This window comes from Mesorhizobium sp. M0296 (assembly GCF_040321675.1).
Taxonomy (GTDB): domain Bacteria; phylum Pseudomonadota; class Alphaproteobacteria; order Rhizobiales; family Rhizobiaceae; genus Mesorhizobium.
Genome location: NZ_JAMYRZ010000014.1, coordinates 15,667 through 34,829, shown reverse-complemented (window position 1 = coordinate 34,829; position 19,163 = coordinate 15,667). Strand labels below are relative to the sequence as shown.

Annotated in this window: 14 protein-coding genes and 2 pseudogenes; 4 read left to right on the top strand and 12 right to left on the bottom strand. The window is 63.9% G+C overall.

The features are described 5' to 3' along the window. Positions 1 to 25: 25 nt before the first annotated feature. The 5 genes and pseudogenes from NKI97_RS15700 to NKI97_RS15680 form a co-directional block, all read right to left on the bottom strand. Positions 26 to 811 (bottom strand): glucose 1-dehydrogenase, encoded by a 786-nt coding sequence (locus NKI97_RS15700; RefSeq protein ID WP_352835171.1) that lies wholly within the window; start codon positions 809 to 811, stop codon positions 26 to 28. Positions 812 to 819: 8 nt separating this feature from the next. Then, complete coding sequence (locus NKI97_RS15695) at positions 820 to 1,584, bottom strand: SDR family oxidoreductase (RefSeq protein WP_352835169.1); 765 nt, start codon at positions 1,582 to 1,584, stop codon at positions 820 to 822. A 124-nt stretch (positions 1,585 to 1,708) separates the two neighbouring features. Then, a complete protein-coding gene (locus NKI97_RS15690; RefSeq protein WP_352821846.1) occupies positions 1,709 to 3,217 on the bottom strand; it encodes a sugar ABC transporter ATP-binding protein in 1,509 nt (502 codons plus the stop codon). Positions 3,218 to 3,250: 33 nt separating this feature from the next. Beyond that, positions 3,251 to 4,188: pseudogene (locus tag NKI97_RS15685) on the bottom strand (sugar ABC transporter substrate-binding protein). A gap of 149 nt (positions 4,189 to 4,337) precedes the next feature. Then, the gene (locus tag NKI97_RS15680) at positions 4,338 to 5,321 is read right to left on the bottom strand and encodes an ABC transporter permease (RefSeq protein WP_502907106.1); all 984 of its coding nucleotides are present in this window, start codon (positions 5,319 to 5,321) and stop codon (positions 4,338 to 4,340) included. A 308-nt stretch (positions 5,322 to 5,629) separates the two neighbouring features. Between NKI97_RS15680 and NKI97_RS15675 the strand changes: the two genes are divergently transcribed. Then, the gene (locus NKI97_RS15675; RefSeq protein ID WP_352473400.1) at positions 5,630 to 6,592 is read left to right on the top strand and encodes a sugar-binding transcriptional regulator; all 963 of its coding nucleotides are present in this window, start codon (positions 5,630 to 5,632) and stop codon (positions 6,590 to 6,592) included. Here the strand turns inward: NKI97_RS15675 and NKI97_RS15670 are convergent. The 4 genes and pseudogenes from NKI97_RS15670 to NKI97_RS15655 all read right to left on the bottom strand — a co-directional run bounded on the left by NKI97_RS15670 (position 6,589) and on the right by NKI97_RS15655 (position 11,522). Then, complete coding sequence (locus tag NKI97_RS15670; RefSeq protein ID WP_352835163.1) at positions 6,589 to 8,082, bottom strand: xylulokinase; 1,494 nt, start codon at positions 8,080 to 8,082, stop codon at positions 6,589 to 6,591. The two genes, NKI97_RS15675 and NKI97_RS15670, sit on opposite strands and share 4 nt — an antisense overlap. A 20-nt stretch (positions 8,083 to 8,102) precedes the next feature. After that, positions 8,103 to 9,425 (bottom strand): NAD(P)H-dependent oxidoreductase, encoded by a 1,323-nt coding sequence (locus tag NKI97_RS15665; protein ID WP_352835160.1) that lies wholly within the window; start codon positions 9,423 to 9,425, stop codon positions 8,103 to 8,105. A 214-nt stretch (positions 9,426 to 9,639) separates the two neighbouring features. Beyond that, the gene (locus tag NKI97_RS15660) at positions 9,640 to 10,746 is read right to left on the bottom strand and encodes a mandelate racemase/muconate lactonizing enzyme family protein (RefSeq protein WP_352835157.1); all 1,107 of its coding nucleotides are present in this window, start codon (positions 10,744 to 10,746) and stop codon (positions 9,640 to 9,642) included. Between the two features lie 50 nt (positions 10,747 to 10,796). Further along, a pseudogene (locus NKI97_RS15655) lies at positions 10,797 to 11,522 on the bottom strand (GntR family transcriptional regulator). A gap of 236 nt (positions 11,523 to 11,758) precedes the next feature. On the opposite strand from NKI97_RS15655, the gene NKI97_RS15650 reads away from it, so the two are divergent. Together NKI97_RS15650 and NKI97_RS15645 are read left to right on the top strand one after the other, a co-directional pair. Then, entirely contained in the window at positions 11,759 to 12,394 is a 636-nt protein-coding gene (locus NKI97_RS15650; protein WP_352835154.1) for a TetR/AcrR family transcriptional regulator, read from the top strand. Beyond that, positions 12,381 to 12,854 (top strand): cupin domain-containing protein, encoded by a 474-nt coding sequence (locus NKI97_RS15645; protein ID WP_352590118.1) that lies wholly within the window; start codon positions 12,381 to 12,383, stop codon positions 12,852 to 12,854. The genes NKI97_RS15650 and NKI97_RS15645 overlap by 14 nt, the downstream gene beginning before the upstream one ends. Positions 12,855 to 13,173: 319 nt before the next feature. Here the strand turns inward: NKI97_RS15645 and NKI97_RS15640 are convergent, their stop codons facing one another. From NKI97_RS15640 to NKI97_RS15630, 3 genes are read right to left on the bottom strand one after another with little or no spacing between them, the layout of a single operon-like run. After that, positions 13,174 to 14,328, bottom strand: a complete 1,155-nt coding sequence (locus NKI97_RS15640; protein ID WP_352835151.1) for an efflux RND transporter periplasmic adaptor subunit — start codon at positions 14,326 to 14,328, stop codon at positions 13,174 to 13,176. Positions 14,329 to 14,344: 16 nt separating this feature from the next. Beyond that, positions 14,345 to 17,524, bottom strand: a complete 3,180-nt coding sequence (locus tag NKI97_RS15635) for an efflux RND transporter permease subunit (RefSeq protein ID WP_352452553.1) — start codon at positions 17,522 to 17,524, stop codon at positions 14,345 to 14,347. After that, on the bottom strand, positions 17,518 to 17,790 hold the full coding sequence (locus NKI97_RS15630; protein ID WP_352452554.1) for a hypothetical protein: 273 nt from the start codon (positions 17,788 to 17,790) through the stop codon (positions 17,518 to 17,520). The genes NKI97_RS15635 and NKI97_RS15630 overlap by 7 nt, the downstream gene beginning before the upstream one ends. Positions 17,791 to 18,043: 253 nt before the next feature. On the opposite strand from NKI97_RS15630, the gene NKI97_RS15625 reads away from it, so the two are divergent. After that, complete coding sequence (locus tag NKI97_RS15625; RefSeq protein ID WP_031211029.1) at positions 18,044 to 18,625, top strand: TetR/AcrR family transcriptional regulator; 582 nt, start codon at positions 18,044 to 18,046, stop codon at positions 18,623 to 18,625. Positions 18,626 to 19,163: the final 538 nt, after the last annotated feature.

Sequence of the window (19,163 nt, the reverse complement as noted above, 5' to 3'; positions counted from 1 at the left end):
GGTACGTTGGCCCGCGCGCCGCCGCTCACGACATGATCAGGCCGCCATCGACATTGATGGTCTGGCCGGTGATGTAGGCTGCATCGTCGCTGGCCAGAAAGCTGACCAGGCCGGAGACATCTTCGCCGCTGCCGGCGCGGCCCATCGGGATGTTCTTCACCCATTCGGCCATCAACTCGCCGGGCTTGTACTCGCCCATCAACTTTCCCCATGCGGCGTCGTTATAGGCCCACATATCGGTGTCGATGATGCCGGGGCAGATCGCGTTGACGGTGATCTTCTCCTTGGCCACTTCCTTGGCCAGGCTCTGGGTGACGCCGACGACGCCGAATTTCGAGGCCGCATAATGCGGCGTGTAGATAAAGCCCTGCCGCGCCTGGCCGGATGCGGTGTTGATCAGCCGGCCGCCATCGCCGTGCTTGCGGATGCGCGCGATCGCCTCCTGGCAGCACAGGAACACGCCCTTGGTGTTGACCGCCATCACCTTGTCCCATTCGGCCTCGGTCATCGCCTCTATCCTGGCGATTGTGATGACACCGGCATTCTGTACGGAGATGTCGACGCGGCCGAACTGTTGCTCGGCCAGGTCATAGAGGGCGACGACTTCGTCCTTCTTCGTCACGTCCATGCGCAGCGATGCGACCCTGGCGCCCATAGCCTTGAGATCGGCGGCGACCTCTTCGGCGCGCGCGTCGATGGCGCTGACGACGACCGCGGCACCTTCCGCCGCGAAGCGCCTGGCTATTGCCGCACCAATGCCGCCGCTGGCGCCGGTGATGACCGCCGTTTTTCCCTGGAATCGCTTCTGCATCTTTTCTCCTACCAGCAGACAAAGCCGCCATCGACGATCAGGTCGATGCCGGTGACGAAACTCGCGGCGCGGCTGGCCAGGAACACGGTCGGGCCGACCATCTCTTCCGGCGCCGCCATGCGGCCCATCGGCGTGTCGCGCTCAAAGATCCTGACCTGGTCGGCGACCTCCGGCCGCTTGTTCATCGGCGTCAGCGTGTAGCCGGGGCTGACGACATTGACGCGCAGGCCGCGATCGGCCCATTCCATGGCGAGGCTTTTCGACATGTGGATCACCGCGGCCTTCGACGAATTGTAATGCGCCTGGGTCAGGCCGCGATTGACGATCGAGCCCGACATCGACGCGATGTTGATGATCGAGCCCTTGCGCCGCGTCAGCATGGCGCGGGCCTCGGCCTGGCAGGACAGAAACACGCCGCTGACATTGACGTCATAGAGCTTCTGCCATTTTTCCAGCGACAGCGTCTCTGCCGGCTCAGCTCCGGCGACGCCGGCATTGTTGACGGCGATGGTCAACGCGCCGAGTTCCATCTCCGTACGCTCGATCGCGGCCGCGAGATCGGTCTCTGAAGTCACTGTGCCGTTCAGCACCAGCGCCTTGCGGCCGAGTGCCGTGATCCGGTGCGCGGTCTCCTCCAGCCCGCCTTTCGAGGCGTGGCCGAAGCAGGCTATGTCGGCGCCGGCTTCGGCCAGCCCAATGGCGATTGCCTGCCCGATGCCGCTGCCGGCGCCTGTCACAAGTGCCACGTCACCATGAAGGTCGAATAATTTCATCGTCGGTCCCTCTGCTCCAACCGCCGTCCTCCGGAATAAAGGGGCGCCAACTCTGTTGCTGGCGCCCCGCGCGGTCTGGTGCCCGGGAGGATACCACCTGCTGCGCTTTGTTTCGATGGGCGTCCTAGCTCGTGGCGAGTTCCATCACGGCGATATTGCTTGCTTCGCTGCGGTCGAGAATGCCGCGTTGCCGGCCGCGGCTCAGCACCAGCACGCGATGTGACAGGCCGAGCACTTCCTCGAGGTCGGAGCTCACCACCACCACCGCCATGCCGGAGCGGGCAAGGTCGGCGATGACATCATAGATCGCGGCGCGTGCACCGACGTCGATGCCGCGCGTCGGCTCGTCCAGGATGAATACCTTGGGCGGGCGCGACACCCATTTGGCGATGATCACTTTCTGCTGGTTGCCGCCGGAGAGCTTGCTGACCGCCTGGTTCGGCCGGCCCTTGACGCCGAGCCGGCGAATGCCGGCCTCGGCGAATTTCTGCACCGCCTTCGGGAACACCCAGCCATTCGGCGCGACATGGTCGAAATTGCCGATCGCCAGGTTCTCGCCGATCGTCTGGTCGAGCACCACGCCCTGCGCCTTGCGGTCTTCCGGTACCAGGACGACGCCGGCCTTGATCGCCGCCGCCGGGCCATTGAGATGCACCGGCTTGCCGGCGACGCGCACCGATCCCGATGAGATCGGATCGGCACCGGCGATCGCCCGCACCAGCTCCGTGCGTCCGGCGCCGATCAGCCCGGCAATGCCGAGGATTTCGCCGGCCCGCACTGAAAAGCTGACATTTTGAAAGCTGCGTTCCGGCGAGGACAGGTTCTCGACCTCGAGCAGCGTCTCGTTGCCCGGCGCCGATACCGTAGGGAACATCCGCTCGACACTGCGGCCGACCATTTGCTCGACGACAGTGCGCACCGGAATGTCGGCGCGCTCGTGCCGGGCGACGATGCGCCCGTCGCGCATCACCACCACGCGGTCGGCGATCTGGGCGATCTCGTCCAGCCGGTGGCTGATATAGATGAAGGACATGCCTTCCGCCTTGAGCTTGCGGATTTGCTGGAACAGGAGCTCCGTTTCCTCGCCGCCAAGGGCTGCCGTTGGTTCGTCGAAGATCAGCAGCTCGGCATTGAGCGTCAGCGCCTTGGCGATCTCGACCTGCTGCTGGGCGGCGATACGCAGCGTGCGCACCTTGCGCTCGGGCGAGACATCGAGGCCGAGGCGCTTCAATTGGGCCGATGCCCGTGCATTCATTGCCGCGCGGTCGATGCGGCCGCCACGCATCGGCAGGCGCCCGACATAGACGTTTTCGGCGACCGACAGATCGGGCAAGAGCTTCAGCTCCTGGTGGATCATGCCGATGCCGGCGTCGATCGCCGCGGCAGGATTGGCGGGGGAATAAGGGTTCCCCCGCCAGGTGATGGTGCCGGCATCGGGTTTGGTCGACCCGGCGATGATGTTCGAGACGGTGGACTTGCCGGCGCCGTTTTCGCCAAGCAGCGCCACGACCTCGCCCGGCCGCACCTCGAAGCTCGCATCGGCCAGGACCTGCACCGGCCCGTAGCTTTTGCAGAGGCCGCTGACGACGAGCCCGTTATGGGAGCTGTGCGTGTGGCGAGGATCGGTGGACATCGTTGCGCTCGTCGATTGCCGGACTGGTCTCAATCAGGGATGCTTGGCGATGAACTGCTCGACATTGTCCTTGGTGGTCAGCGTCGCATCCTGCAGCTGTTCGGCGGGAATGGTCTCGCCGGCCACCAGCTTGATTGCTGCGTCGACGGCGAGCCGGCCCATGCCCTGGGTTTGCTGCGTCGCGGTCACGTCGAAGACGCCGTCCTTCAGTGCCTTGAGCGCCGCCACATCGCCGTCGAAGCCGGCAACCCAGACCTTATGGCCGGGATTGGCGACCTCACCGCCTGCGCCGCACCGAGCGCCAGCGCATCGGCCTGGCCGATGACGATCGACACATCTGGATGCGACTGCAACAGATCCTGCGTCAGCTTGAAGCCTTCGTCCTGATGCCAGCCTTCGCTCCACAATTCGCCGACCACCTTAATGTCGGGATAGCCTTTCAGCGCTTCGCCGCAGCCCTTCGAGCGGTCGACCTCGGGCGTCGTGCCCTTCTGGCCGTGGATGATGATCAGCTCGCCCTTGCCGCCGGCCTGCTTGGCGATGTAGTCGCAAACCGCCTTGGCCGATGCCACGCTGTTGGTTGCGATGAAGGTATCGCCGGGCGCGCCATCGGCGTTGCGGTCGACATTGACGACTGGGATGCCGGCAGCCTTGGCGGTCTTGGTCGGCACGGTGGCGGCGGTGGCGCCGGCTGGAATATAGATCAGCGCATCGATGTTCTGCGTGATCAGGTCCTGCACCTGGCTGACCTGGGTCGCCGAATCGCCCTTGGCGTCGACGGTAACGACCTCGATGCCCTTTTCCTTGCCGTAGGCTTCGACGGACTGCTTGATCTGGTTGAAGAAGTCGGCCTGCAGATTGGCGACGGCGAGGCCGAGCTTTTTGGCCTCCTTGGCCGAGGCCATGTCGGACAGGCCAAGCAGCGGGATGACGGCCGCGGCGGCAAGCAGCAATGAACGTTTGGTCAGCATGTTTATTCCTCCGTTGATGTTCAATCTGTCCTGCCCGCGCATCGCGGCGCCCCTTGGCCGAACAACTCCCAGTTTCGGATCACCGATCCGTTTTCGCCCGAATATCGGGGCGAATCTCATTGAGCCCAATTCTTCATTGTGCCCATTCTTCATTGTGCTCGGCGCCGCCACGTGTCGGTGGCCACCGCCAGCGCGATCACCACGCCGATAACCACTTGCTGGATGAAGGGCGAGACACCGAGCAGGTTCAGCCCGTTGCGCAGCACGCCGATGATGAGGACGCCGATGGCTGTGCCGCCGATCGAACCGACGCCGCCCGACAGGCTGGCGCCGCCGATCACCACCGCCGCGATGGTGTCGAGTTCGTAGCCAAGGCCGGAGCTCGGCTGGACGGAATCGAGCCGGGCGGCAAGCACGATGCCGGCGAGACCGGCCAGCACGGCGCAGATCGCATAGACCCAGTTTGTCAGCGACTTGACTGGTATGCCGGACAGCCGGGCGACTTCGGCGCTGCCGCCGATTGCGTACAGGCTACGGCCGGTAGCGCGATAATTCAGGAAGATCGCAAAAATGACGGCAAGCACGATCATCAGCCCGACGGTGACCGAGAGGAAGCCGAAATGGCGGATTATCGACAGGCTGGTGAACCAGTCGGGAAAGCCGACGATCTGCGAGCCGTCGGTGATCATGTTGGCGAGGCCGCGCGCCACCGACATCATCGCCAACGTGGCGATGAAGGGCGGCAGCCTGGTGACCGTCACCAGCAGGCCCGAAACCAGCCCGCAAAGGCCGGCGACGACGAGGGCTGCGGCGATGCCGGCCGGCAGGCCGAGATTGAGATAGTCCGGATGGGCGACGAAGCCCATCACCATGGAAGCCAGCGCCAGCACCGAGCCGACGGACAGGTCGATGCCGCCGATCAGGATGACCAGCGTCATGCCGATCGCCATGATGCCGAGCACGGTGACCTGGTCGAGCACGTTGAGGATGTTGCGGACAGTCAGGAAGGTGTCGGTGGTTAGCGAGAGCGCCAGGCACAGCAGAACCAGCCCGATCAGCGGGCCCATGGTTCCGGCAAAGACAGCCGAAAACCTTGCGCGCGCCGTAGCCTGCGCACCAGAGCCTGCCTTCAACTCGCCTGCCTTCAAATTGCTTGCGTCGTTGCTCACAGCCACTTTGTCTCCTCCACAGCAATCCGGCGCTGCATCACCGGGCCACTTTGTTCACCAGGCCCCTCCCTGTGAACAATTTATCTTTAACATGCAATTTTGTTCAGCTAAACTGTTCGTCGGAAAATTGTCAAGGCCTGCCGCTTCATTCGACGACGGGTTTGCGCTGTCCGCCGGTTTGCCTTACGCAAGGTCTCCGAAATCTTGGGCATTTCGAAGTCGCCGGATTGGAATATCATGAGCAGAGCCGGCGGCTGCGGCAAGGCAAACAGATGACGATCGTAGAGAACGAAAGAGCCCCGCGCTTCCCCGACGCCGAACTCAAGGCCCGCGCCGCCTGGCACTATTATGTCGAGGGTCTTACACAGGAGCGGATTTCCGAAATTCTCGGCGTCGGCCGCATCAAGGTGCATCGCATTCTCTCCGCCGCCCGCGAAGAGGGTGTCGTCCAGTTTCGCATCCGCGACAGCGTCGTCGAATGCGTGATTTTGGAGGAAAGCCTCAAGCAGCGGTTCGGGCTCAGCCAGGCTGTTGTGGTGCCGTCGGCGGCCGACCGAAGCAACGCGCCGCTGATGATCGGCCACGCCGCCGCCGCCTACCTGGCCGACCATGTGAATGCCGGCGATGTCATCGCACTGGGCTGGGGGCGGACACTGAAATTCGCCATCAATGAATTGCCGCGGCGGCCCATCGCCAGGACGACGGTAGTTTCGATGCTTGGCGGCCTCACCCATGCCCAGCCGCTTAACCCGACAGAAAGCGCCTGGGATTTCGCCGAAAAGATCGGTGCGGAGTGCTTCCTGCTGCCGGTGCCGGTCTATGCCGACAGGCCGGAGCAGCGCGACGCTTTCATGAGCCAGCGCAGCGTTCAGGACGTCGTCTTCCGTGCACGCCGGGCAAACATCGCCGTGCTCAGCGTCGGCTCGTTTTCCAACGACAGCCCGATCGCCAATTACGGCTTCATCAAGCCAAGCGAACTCGAGGAACTGCAGGCGGCCGGTGCCGTCGGCGATATTCTGTGTCATTTCATCGACGCCGAGGGCCGCCCGGTCGACCACGAGGTCAACCGCCGCGTCTGCGCCTATCCGCTGCAGGATCTGTCGGATATCCCGAGCATCATCCTGGTGTCGGGAGGCAGCGAAAAGGTAGCGGTAATGCGGGCTGCGCTCGCCAACACCAAGGTATCGGTTCTGATCACCGACGAAGACGCGGCCAAGGGCCTGCTCAACCGCTAGATTTCGCCGAGAGCGCTGAGGCGGGTGTGGATGTCGCGCGTCGCCTGATAAAGGTCGCGGTAGATTTCCTTGCGGCTGCGATAGGCGGCGACAAGCCCGTCGACCGGATCGACATGCCTGGTGGGAGCGGCAGCCATTGCCTGCGCGGCGGCTTCCGGCGAGGCAAACCAGCCGACAGCCGCTGCCGCCAGCATGGCAGCGCCGAGTGCGGCGGCTTCGTTGACCGGCGAAACCGAGAGCGGCCGCTCGAGCACGCTTGCCATGATCTGCATGAGCAGCGCGCAATTGGTGCCGCCGCCGGCGGCAATCATCGCCGCCGGTCCGCCGGCCTGGGCTTCCATGGCCTCGGTGGCGACGGCCTGCTCGAAGGCGATGCCTTCCAGGACAGCGCGGAAGAGATGCTCCGGCCGGTGATCGAGCGACAGGCCGACAATGGCGCCGCGCGCGGCACCGTCCCAATACGGGCTCATGACGCCGGCCCAATAGGGCATGATGAGCAGGCCCTCGCTGCCCGCGGCAACATCCAGCGCCACTTTCTCCAGCGCTGCCGCCGAGGGCGAACCGGTGGTTCGCACGATCCAGTCGACCAGCTGCATGCCCGAGCGCAGCACGGTCTCCAGCATGAAACCGGAGCCGGTCGGCGAAACCAGCGTGCGAAAGGCGTCCGAGGTTTTCACCTTGCCGGAATAGCAGCCGCTGACCACGCCGGAGCCGAGCGAGAGATAGCTCTTGCCCTCGCCGTAGACGCCCATGCCGAGGCCCATCGCCTGGCCGTCCCCAGCGCCGGCAACGACCGGCGTGCCGGCCCTCAGGCCGGTCAGCTGCGCTATGCTTGCGGAAAGACTGCCGCAGACCACGCCTGGCGCGACCAGCTCGGGCAATTGCTCCATCTGCAGTCCGGCGGCCGCAACGAGGCGGGGATGCCAGGTACCTTTCTCGACGTCGAGCAGCCCGAGCGGATCCGCACTTGCGGTGCTGGTGACCAATCGCCCGGTCAGCCGCTGGACGAAGAAACCGTGCACGTCGACCAGTGCCGCTGCCTGGCGAAGCACTTGCGGCTGGTGCTCGGCAAGCCAGGCAATGGCGTAGAGCGCCGGCGTCGGATCCGGCGGCTTGCCGCTCCAGTCGCGGATCGCCTCGCGGCCGAGTTCGGCTGAAAGCCTGATAACCTGCGGCCGGGCGCGTTCGTCGAGCCACAGGATCGCCGGCATGAGTGCTTTGCCGGCGCTGTCCACCAGCGTGAAGGTCTCTCGCTGATGGGCGATGCAGATCGCCGCCACGCGCGTAGCGCCGACCGCCTCGGTGACCTGCTTCAATGCGCCAAGCAGCGCCGTCCACCACTGTTCGGCGTCCTGCTCGAAATGGCCGGGCTTCGGATTTGAAAGCGGGTACGGCTCGCGCGCCTGGAACAGCTCCTCGCCGTCGCGCGCGAAGGCAATCGCCTTCACGGCCGTGGTCGAGGCGTCGATCCCGATTACGACATCGTCCATCAGGCGGAGATCCGGCGGGGTCAGGCTGCGTTTGTAACGAACCGTCCGTCCGACTGGTCGAGACGGCGGCGGATCTGGGTTATCACCATCGAATCGTCGGGTACACAATTTTCATAGGTCAGGAAGTCGCCGGTCTTGAGCGGCTTGACCACCTTGGCGCGTTCGGCAAGGCCGAGCGGCAGGGCGCCGCGGGCGCGCGCATCCCCCCAGGTCATGGCGAAGCCGCGATAGTCGTTCTCGCCGATCATGCCGAGCGACTGGCCAACGCCAAGATCGCTCTTGGCGACCGCCACCGCCTCGGCCACAGGATGGTCGAGCGGCTCCATGTCGGCCCGCTTGTAGACCACGGCGCGCGCCGCCGACAGCGGCACTTCCAGGCTGGTCAGATGATAGGGCCGGAAGATCGTGAAATAGGGGCCTTTGCCGACCTTGAGGTCGATCATGCGCTCCAGCACACGCGGATGCCGGGTCTCGATGATGCAGAACACGCCGGGCGCCACGCCCTTGCCGATCGAGTAATCGACAACGCCCTTGCGGTGCAGCACGCCGCCATCCTCGCGCGGGCAAAGCACGCTGGCCAACTCCTCCAGCGTCGCGGTCGGGCCGTGCATGCCCGGCACATCGGGCACTAGGCCGGTCGCATTGGCGATCGCCACCATCTCGATCGCCGTCTTCGAGCCGTCGACGAATTCGACCAGCATGCGCGCATTCATGTTGCGCTCGGCCGCCTCCTTCTCGTAGTCCGCCGGCATGGCGTCGATCTTCAGCGGATTGTTCTTGCCCTTGCCGGCGGCGATGATGTTGAAGCCGAGGCTCTTGGCAAAGCCGATGATCTCCAGCGTGCAGGCCGGCTCGTCGCCGGCCGCACCGGTATAGACGACGCCAGCTTTACGCGCTTCGTCCTTGAGGAAACGGCCGATGGTGATGTCGGCCTCGACATTGAGCATGACGACGTGCTTGCCGTTCTTCATCACGTCCAGCGCGAACAGCGTGCCGATATTGGGATTGCCCGTCGCGTCGATGATGACGTCGATCCGGCCGGCCGCCGCCAGCGCATGCAAATCTTCGGTCACCGCGATCTTGCCCGCCTCGATGGCACGGTCGATCGCGGCCGCATTGCCGGCCTGGACGATGTCGGAACGGTCATGGCCAGCGAGCAGCGCCGCGTCGATCGCTGCCTGCGGCCTGACTTCGGAAATGGCGCCGATCCGCATGCCCGGCATCAGCGCGACCTGGACGACGATGTCGGTGCCCATCTGTCCGGCGCCGGCAAGCCCGATGGTGATCGGCCCCTGCTGTTCAGCGCGCTGCAGAAGTTCCGCTGCAAATTGCGGATGGGACATGTCGCTTCCTCCAGTTCCTGACGCGCCGCAGCGTCCAAATCAACGTTTTGAACATTTCTATTTGCAAATGAAAAATATTTCAACCGGCAATTGGGCATTGTCGCTCTGCAATCGGCCGAAGACGATTGGATGAGCGGTCAATCCACACGGCCGTGCCTCCGCAGTCAGAAGGACGCGGCATATTCAGCTTGATTGGGTGCAGCCTTGTTGCAGCTCAGCTGCCGATTTCGAAGAAGGGCGCACCAAGCAGGCCGGGAACGACATCGATGCCGAGGCCCGGCCCATCCGGAATGCCCATACGGCTGCCTGAAACCGGCGGCATGTTGGATGCGGTGCGCACCGTCACCCATTCGTGAAAGGCGATGGCGTGCAGCCGGCGCTCCTCCGGCGTCGACAGCGACAGATGCGCCATCGCCGATGTGTCGATCTCGGCGCCGCCAGTGTCTTCGACCGTGATCATGAAGCCGAGGTCGACGGCAAGGTCGCGGATCTGGCGCGTCTTGGTAATGCCGCCGAGGCGCGAGATCTTCAGCGTCAGCCCGTCGGCGGCGCCCTTGCGGTGGATGTCGAGCATATCGTCCAGCGAGGCGACGGATTCGTCGAGCACCATCGGCTTGTCGAGCGAGCGGCGCACCGACAGGCATTCGTCGATGGTCGTGCAGGGCTGCTCGAACGTGTAGTCGATGGTGCGCGTCGCATCCACGAACTGGCGCGCCTGGTAAGGGGTCCAGCCGGCATTAGCGTCGCAGAAGATGACGGTGCCCTTCGGCACCGCGGCGGCAACGGCTGTGACGCGTTCGATGTCGTCATGGACGTTGCCGCCGACCTTGACCTGCAGCCGGTGAAATCCTTCCCCGACGATGCGCTTGGCGAGCGCGGCCATCGCGTCGACCGTGCCGTGGGTGACGACCTTGTAGAGTTCCGCCGTCTCGCTCTCGCGGCCGCCAAGCAACGTGACCAGCGGCACGTCGGCGGCGCGCGCCGCGAGATCCGAGCATGCCATGTCGAGCGCCGACTTGATGTAGGGATGGCCCTTGAACACCGTGTCCATCAGCCTGTTGATACTGGCAAGCCCGCGTGGATCATGGCCGATGAGATGCGGCGCGATTTCGATGACGCCGGCGCGCGTGCCGGCGGCGAAGGCAGGCGAATAGAAATTGCCAAGCGGCGCCATCTCGCCCCAGCCGGTGAGCCCGCTATCGGCGATAACGGCGACGATCACCGCGTCGAACGCATCGGCGACACGCCCCTTCGACATGCGGTAGGGCCCGTCCACGAAGGGCTGCACGACATGGTAGGCCTTGATGGTTTTGATCTGCACGTTTTCTGTCCGTTGTCTGTGTTCCGGGATGTCCGTCAAATTTGTCGGGCTCAGCCGCCTTTAGGTCGGCCGGCACGATCGGCGCCGGCGCCCTTTGAGCCGCGCTGTTCCAGCCCGCGCGCATAGGCGAGCAGTTCCTCGAAATCCAAATCGATATGCTCCTTGGCATGGCGCTGGGCGGCGGGCATGTCGGTGCCCTTGAGCAGCCGCACATAGGTCTCGTGGGCGTCTTCGGCAGGCACCGGCTCGTTGCGCGCCCGCTGGTGCAGGGCGAAATACATCTGCAGCCGGCTGGTCAGCCGTTGCCAGGTTTCAAGCAGCACCGAATTGTCGGCCCATTCGTGGATCAGGCCATGCAGTTGCAGCGCCGTTTCGATCTGCCGCGTGGTGTCCAGTTCGCGCGTCGCCTGCTTCACCGACGCATGGCGCCGGTCGAGTTCGTCGAAGAAGCGCTGGTCGCGAAGCGGCCAGGTCCGCGCGATGGCGAATTCGTCGAGTACCTTGTTGAGCGAATAGGCATCATCGATGTCCTTGGCGGTGACGTTGATGACGAAGGTTCAGGCGTAGGGGATGCTGGTCAGGATGCCTTCCTGCACCAATTCGCGCATCGCCTCGCGCAGCGGCGCGCGGCTCACCCGCATCTGCTCGGAAATCCTGAGTTCGTTGAGCTTCTGCCCCGGTTCCAACCGGCCGGTCAGGATCGCCCGCCGGAGCAGCCCCACGATCTCGGCCCTGCGTGTCGTATCCGCGATCGGACTGAAATCCAGCTTTGCCATTCGGCTGCTCCAGGGAACCGAAAGCAAGACAAGCAGATTGTCGACAATCTAACAAGAGCTGGATTCTCGATCCTGGAGACATTGGCGCCCTTCCGGCCTCAGCCAGCCTGACCATGCAAGCCGACCAGGTCCCGGCCGCTGAGCGTCAGCTGGCTTCTCGCAGCGGGAAACGGCCCGGTGCGTAGCCTTCGCAATGTCCATTGACGACTGGGAAGGTTTGTGTCACTAGCAGTGACATGAATTCACAAACGATGACTCAGAAATACGAGAGCCCGCTGCGGGCAGAGCAGGCGCAGGCCACGCGCGAGCGCATCCTCGCGTCCATTCGAACGATTCTGGAGCAAAATCCGTACAGCCTCCTTGGCTTCGATGAGGTTGCCGAGGTTTCGGGCGTAAACCGACGGACCATCTTCCGCCATTTCCCGACGAAGGAAGCGCTTTTGGAAGCCTTTTGGGCCAGCACCAATGCCTCGCTGGGAGTGCGGTTCTGGCCTGAGCGGGCGCAGGATCTGATCGATCTTCCTCCCGACCTTTTCGCCTCGTTGGACGCAATCGAAGGCGTAGTCAGAGCCTCGCATGCGAGCGCTACCGGGCGCGAGATGCGCCTGCAAGCCAATGGTGAGCGGCAACGTGCCTTTCAGAGCAGCCTTTCGCAAGTCGCAAACGGAATGGACCCGAAGGCGGCGCGCCAGCTTGAGGCCGTGATCCAGCTCCTGTTCAGCGCCACTGCCTGGCAGACGATGAAAGACTACTGGGGTCTTACCGGCCGTGAGGCCGGAGAGGCAGCCGCCTGGGCAATTCGCGCCTTGCTCAATGCGGCAAAATCGCAGCAAGGCGCTGTTCGAAAGGAAAAAGCAAGTGACTTGGCATAAGACCAAAGCGACGGTCCATCCGGCCGATTCGGTTCAAGGCTTCTGGGTGATGGGCGATCAGGTCGCTGTCCGGGCAAAGCTCGCTGGGACGGCACTCAACGTGATCGACGTCACGGTACCTCCTGGAAGCGGCACGCCGCCCCACACGCATCCTTCCGCGGAAATTTTCCGCATTCTCGAGGGCACCCTCACGATATGGACAATGATCGATGGGGTCGCGCAAGAATATGAGGTGGAACCCGGTGATGTCGTCACCATTCCGGGCAACGCGCCCCATGGCTATCGCAATGCTGGTCCCGTGCCGGTTATTTTCATGGCGATCGTCGACGACGAGATGATCGCATTCTTCGAAGAGGCTGCATCCAAGGACGCGCCCTCCGGCCCGCCGACCGCTGGCATGATTAACCGCGTGATCGAGCTTACCGGACGCCACGGGATCCGGATCCTGCAGGCGGCCTGACCGGCGAAACCGTTGCGCCAGGATTTGACCTGGAAGACGGTGCCTTATGCCGCCTAAATCCAGCAGTCCATCCATCCAGGTCGAAGCGGGCGTTCGCGCGAGTGATACGTGTAGCCGCGACAAGCCGTCGGCTGGATGAATGCCTCGTTTGCTGATCCACAAACTGCCTTCACAGTTGGAGAGCGCCTCTATGCTGCCATCGTCGCCAGAGCCGCCGTTCGCACTACGGCTTGAATCGGCCGTGTCGAAAACATCAGCAAAAACGGCGCCCTTGGCGTGGGAGCCGAGGGCGCCGCGGGACCGGACCTGATGGGGGTTATCAGGTGGCCGGTTTCTCGGGCAGCGGCGAGATCGGCATTCCCGGGCCGATCTTCTGCAGATTCCCGGTAATCACCCGGTCGCCTTCGGCCACACCGCTCAAGATGGCGACCTGATCGCCATTGGTCGGTCCGAGCGAAACGATACGCTGGTCGACCGTGTTGTCCTTGCCGACGACATAGAGGTATTTGCCGAGCTGGCCTGAGCCGAGTGCCGTCTGCGGTACCATCAGCGCATCGGGCTGCTCTTTGACGTGCAGCCGGACGCGGACATATTGGCCGGGCAGCAGCGTGAACTTGCCGTTGCCGACCGTCGCCCGTGCCGTGATCGTGCCGGTCGATCGATCGATCGTGTTGTCCATGAAGGTAAGATTGCCCTTCTGGCGCGGTTCCGTTTCACCGGGAAGCAGGACGTCGACACTGATCGGTCCCGCGGCGCGGGCTTCCTCGATCTGTGTCAGGTCCGTTTCGCTCGGATTGAAGGTGACGTAGATCGGATCGAGCTGCACCAGCGAATTGAGCACCGTGCCGGCAACGCTGACCAGCGTTCCAACGGAAGCCTGGCTGCGACCGATACGTCCCGCAAACGGGGCACGGATTTCGGTGTAGCTCAAATTGAGCTCGGCGGTCCGCAAGGTGGCCTGGTTCACGGCGAGCGAGGCCTGAGCCTCACGCAAGGTGCTGGTGCGCTGGTCGAACACGTCCTTGGCGAGATAGCCGCTCTTGGCGAGCTCGCTGCCGCGCCCGAGATTGGAGCGCGCATAGTCGAGTGTTGCCGTGTCGCGCTGGATAAGCGCCTTCGCCTGCTCGAGGGCAGCCTGGAAATCCTCCGGCGCGATCTTGTAGAGAAGGTCGCCCTTCGCAACGTCGCTGCCGTCGGTGGCGACCTGCTCCTGCAGATAGCCCGGCACGCGCGCCTGCAGCGTGATGCTGCGGATCGGCTCCACCCGGGCGGCGTAGTCGAGATAGATCGGGATCGTCTTCTTGACGACGCTCACCACCGGCACCGGCATGACAAAGGCTTCCGGCTTGGGGGTTGCCGCCCCGGCTGTGCCGGCGTTGAGGCTGAGGCTGCCCATGTCGAGCAGGTGAACGCTCGCCACCGAAATGGCCCCAAGGGCGACGGCCGTTCCCAGCGCGATTTTCCATTTACGCATGATCAATTCTCCAGTCCTATTCAGCCGCTTCGGCCAATGGCTCGAAGGCGGGTTCGGCAGTTGGTTGTTCGGTCGCTTCGGAAACCGGTTCGCTCTCGCTGCGGCGCTCGCGCAGCTGCTCGATCACCGCATAGAAGACCGGCACGAACACCAGCGACAGGATCGTCGCCGCGACCATGCCGCCAAAGACGGTGGTGCCGATCGACTGCCGGCTCGCCGCACCTGCACCTGTAGCGAACATCAGCGGCAGCACGCCGAGGATGAAGGCGAAGGCGGTCATCAGGATCGGTCGCAGCCGAAGCCGCGCCGCTTCCATCGCGGCGTCGACGATGCTGAGGCCTTCTTCGCGCCGGCGCCGGGCAAACTCGACGATCAGAATCGCGTTCTTGGCCGCCAGTCCGATCAGCATGACGAAGCCTATCTGCGAATAGACGTCGATCTGCATGCCGCGCAGCCACAGCACGACGAATGCACCGAACAGTGCGAGCGGCACCGCCAGCAGCACCATGAACGGCATCGCCCAGCTCTCATATTGCGCGGCGAGGATCAGGAAGACGAAGACGATCGCGAGACCAAAGACGACGGATGCGATCGATCCCGCCTTGAGCTCCTGATAGGTGATGCCGGTCCATTCGTAGCCGAAATCTCTCGGCAATGCCGTGGCAGCGGCACGTTCCATTGCCGCCACCGCCTGGCCGGACGAAAAGCCGGGCGCGGCGCCGCCATTGATCAGGGCCGACGCATTGTTGTTGTAATGTGGCACGGTCTCGGGGCCGACGACGGGCACAAGCTTGCCCAGCGTGCTCAGCGGCACCATGCCACCCGACGCATTGCGGACATAGAGCCGCGAAATGTCGGCCGGACCGGCGCGAGAATCCTTGTCGGCCTGGATGGTCACCCGGAAGGTGCGGCCGAACAGGTTGAAATCGTTCACATAGAGCGAGCCGAGATAGATCTGCAGCGTATTGAACACGTCCGGCAGGTTGAGCCCGAGCAGCTTCGCCTTGGCGCGATCGAGATCGTAGTTGAACTGCGGCGTGGAGGTCGAGAACGACGAGAACAATTGCTGTGGGTTGAGCTCCGGCTGCTTGCGCGCCTCGGCAATCACGGCTTGCGTCGCATCGTTGAGCGCCACGCTGCCGCGGCCGGTCAGGTCCTCGACCTGGAACTCGAAGCCCCCGGTGGTGCCAATGCCCGGGATCGACGGCGGGTCGAAGCTCAGCGCAAAAGCCTCTGGAATTTGCAGCAGCTTGTTGCGCACGTCGGCGACGAGCTTAGACGCGCTCTGATCGGGGCCGCGTTCGTCCCATGGCTTCAGGATAGCGAATTCGACCGCCGAATTCGACTGCGCGGCACTGGTCAGGAAGTTCAAGCCGCTGATCGAGCCGACGATGTCGACGCCGGGCGTGTTCTGCAGGATGTCGCGTGCCTTTTGCGCCACCGCGTCGGTGCGTTCCAGCGAGGCCCCGTCGGGGAGCTGGATGACGACGAAGAAATAGCCCTGGTCCTCGACCGGAAGGAAGGTCGAGGGCAGGCGCTGCCAGACGAAATAGGTCGCGACAAGTCCGGCCGCGAACACGCCAAGCATGATCCAGCGCAGGCGGATGAGAATGCGCACACCATTCGCATAGGCATGCGCCAGCCGTTCGAAGCCCATGTTGAACCAGCGGAACAGCACGAACTGTGTTTCCGGCCGGTGGCGCAGGAAGGCGGCGCTGAGCGACGGGGTAAGCGTCAGCGAGACGAAGGCCGAGATGCCGAAGGAGATCGCCACAGTCAGGGCGAACTGGTTGTAGAGCCGGCCGGACACGCCGGGAATGAAGGCAACCGGCACGAACACAGCCATCAGCACGGCGGTCGTGGCGATGATCGGGCCGGTAACCTCCGCCATCGCGGTACGCGTGGCAGCCAGCGGTTTGAGGCCGGCCTCAAGTTGGCGTTCGACATTCTCGACGACGACGATGGCGTCGTCGACGACGAGGCCGATCGCCAGCACCATGCCGAGCAGGCTGAGCATGTTCAGCGAGAAGCCAAGCATATGCATGACGGCCAGCGTCGCCACCAGCGACACCGGAATTGCGATCGTCGGGATGATCGTGGTGCGCCAGCTTTGCAGGAAGATGAACACCACGGCGACGACCAGGACCAGCGCCTCGCCGAGCGTGATCAGCACGTCGTGCATCGAGGCCGAAACGAAACGTGTCGTATCGTAATGCATGGCGTAGCTGACGCCCTTCGGGAAACGGGCCGACAGCTCCTGCATCTTGTCCTTGACGCGCTGCTGCAGATCGAGCGCGTTGGAGCCCGGCATCTGGTAGACCGCGAGCACCACCGTCGGGTCCTTGCCGAAGAAGGCCGACGACGAATATTGCAGCGCGCCGAGCTCGATGCGCGCAACATCGCGCAGCCTGACCAGCGAGCCGTTGGCGGTATTGGCCCGCACGACGATGTCGCCGAACTCCTTGGGATCGCTCAGCCTGCCGACGGCGTTGACCTGCATCTCGAAGGCGGTGCCGGCCGGAGCCGGCGACTGCCCGATCTTGCCGGCCGCCACCTGGACGTTCTGCTCGGCGACGGCGTTCTGCACGTCGACGGCAGTAATGCCGAGATTGGCGAGCTTGTCGGGGTCGAGCCAGATGCGCATCGAATAGCGCCGCTCGCCGAAGATCTGCACGTCGCCGACGCCGGGCAGGCGCTTCAGCGGATCGACCACCTGCAGATAGGCGAGGTTGCTCAGCGCGACCGGGTTGACGGAACCGTCCGGCGAGGTGAGGTCGACGATCAGGACGAAGTTCGGGTTCTGCTTCTTGATCGTCACGCCGCCCTGATTGACGATGGCCGGCAACGAGGAAGCCGCCTGCGAAACGCGGTTCTGGACGTCGACGGCCGCCGTGCTCAGATCGTAGCCGACGTCGAAGGTGATGGTGATCGTCGAGGAGCCGTCATTGGAGCTCGACGACGACATATAGGTCATCCCCTGGACGCCGTTGATCTGCTGTTCGAGCGGCGTCGTCACCGTGTCGGCGACGACCTGCGCGCTGGCGCCCGGGTAGTGGGCGCTGACCACGACCTGGGGCGGCGTGATGTCGGGAAACTGCGAGACGGGCAGGAGGAAATAACAGATCCCTCCGGCGAGCACCATGATGATGGCGATCGCCGACGCAAAGATCGGACGATGAATGAAGAAGTTTACCATGATATGCACGCCTCGCCCGATGCTCTGGCCCGGCCAAAGGCCCTGGCCACCCTGGAAAGCCGCCGGCTGCGTGTTGAGCCGGAATCTTCGAGAAAGCCGAAATCTTCAAGGCGGCGCGGCGCATTGCGGCGCTCGGCCTGTTCGTCCGCCAGCGCACGCAGCATCGCCTCGAAGGACCGCGGGTCGACGCGGTCGGCCTTCATCAGCATGCGGATCATCGGATCCTTCACGACTTCATCGATCGTCAGATCATTGCGCTGCGACATCGAAGCGGCTCCTGGTTTTTGGTGATCCGCGGTAAGCCGCGGATCGGGTGTTTTCTTGCTCGCCGGCCGAGGCCGTAAGGTGCGGTTCGTCCCCTTGCCGATCGGGGCGGGGCTGATGGCCGGCACTTGCGAGTTTGACATGATGCAATGCGGGTGTTACAGGTAAGTAACATCTCTAACGTTACAGACCGGTAACACCCTAGTCAAGAGGTGCACCGAGGGAATTTCGGGAAACGCGATCACGGAGGTTTTGATGACAGACGGTGTTGTGGAGCGTGTTCGCCCCCGGGACAGGATCCTGGAGACGGCACGGGACATGTTTCACAAGCATGGCATTCGCGGCGTCGGCATCGACGCCATCACTGAGGCCGCCGGCACCAACAAGATGACGCTCTACCGGCATTTCGAGTCCAAGGACGACCTGATCATCGAATGTCTGCGGGCGACCGCCTGCAGCGCCAACGCGATGTGGGAAAAGTTCGAGGCCGAGAATCCGGGCGACAAGCTGGCGCAGCTGCACGCCTGGGTCCGGATGGCGGCCGATTGCCTGATGTCGGATCGCCGCGGTTGCGACATGGCCAACGCCGCCATCGAGCTGAGCGAGGCGGATCATCCGGCAAGGCAAGTGATCAAGGAACTCAAGGAAGCCCAGCGCGAGCGGCTGGTCTCGCTGTGTCGCGATGCCGGCATCGGACAGGCCGAGCTTCTTGCGGACACGCTGTCGCTGTTGCTCGAGGGCGCCCGCGTCAGCCTGCAAAGCGTCGGCGCCGAGGGCCCGAGCGCGCAGTTCGTCCGCATGGCGGAAGGCCTGATCACGTCTTTCAGGGCCAGATAGTCTCACAAGCGGCGAAACGATACGTGGCGTTTCGATTGCGGGCCGCGCCGCCGGGTGATGTCTCGTCCCATCGCGATGTGCCATCTCGCGTCTCCTGTGCCGATCCTCCGCACCATGGCCGGCGCGGCGTTGATTGCTGGTCGTGAGGCAGGATAGGGCCGCCGGCGAACCGGTGAGAGTGACAAGTGTGACAGGATTCTGCCCGACAAGCCGCGGCGGTCGCAGCGAAGCTCATCGATCCGCGGATCAGCAATCGTGTCCGGTGCCAGTCACGATCCCAGCATCGCCCGCTATCCCGGAGCCGGAACAAAAAAAGCCCGCTGCCGGGAGGAGGTGGCAGCGGGCTCGATTTCGAATACGGCACGGGAGGAGGTGTACCGCACTCAGCGTCGGCATCGCATCTGGGAGGAGTAGATGGCCGACACCTGCAAAACTATCGATTGCCCAATGATTCGGCAACCACAAAAGTTGCATAGGTGATGTGCAGATTTGCGGTATCAACCGAATTTTAACGATCGAGGCCCGAGCGACCATCGCC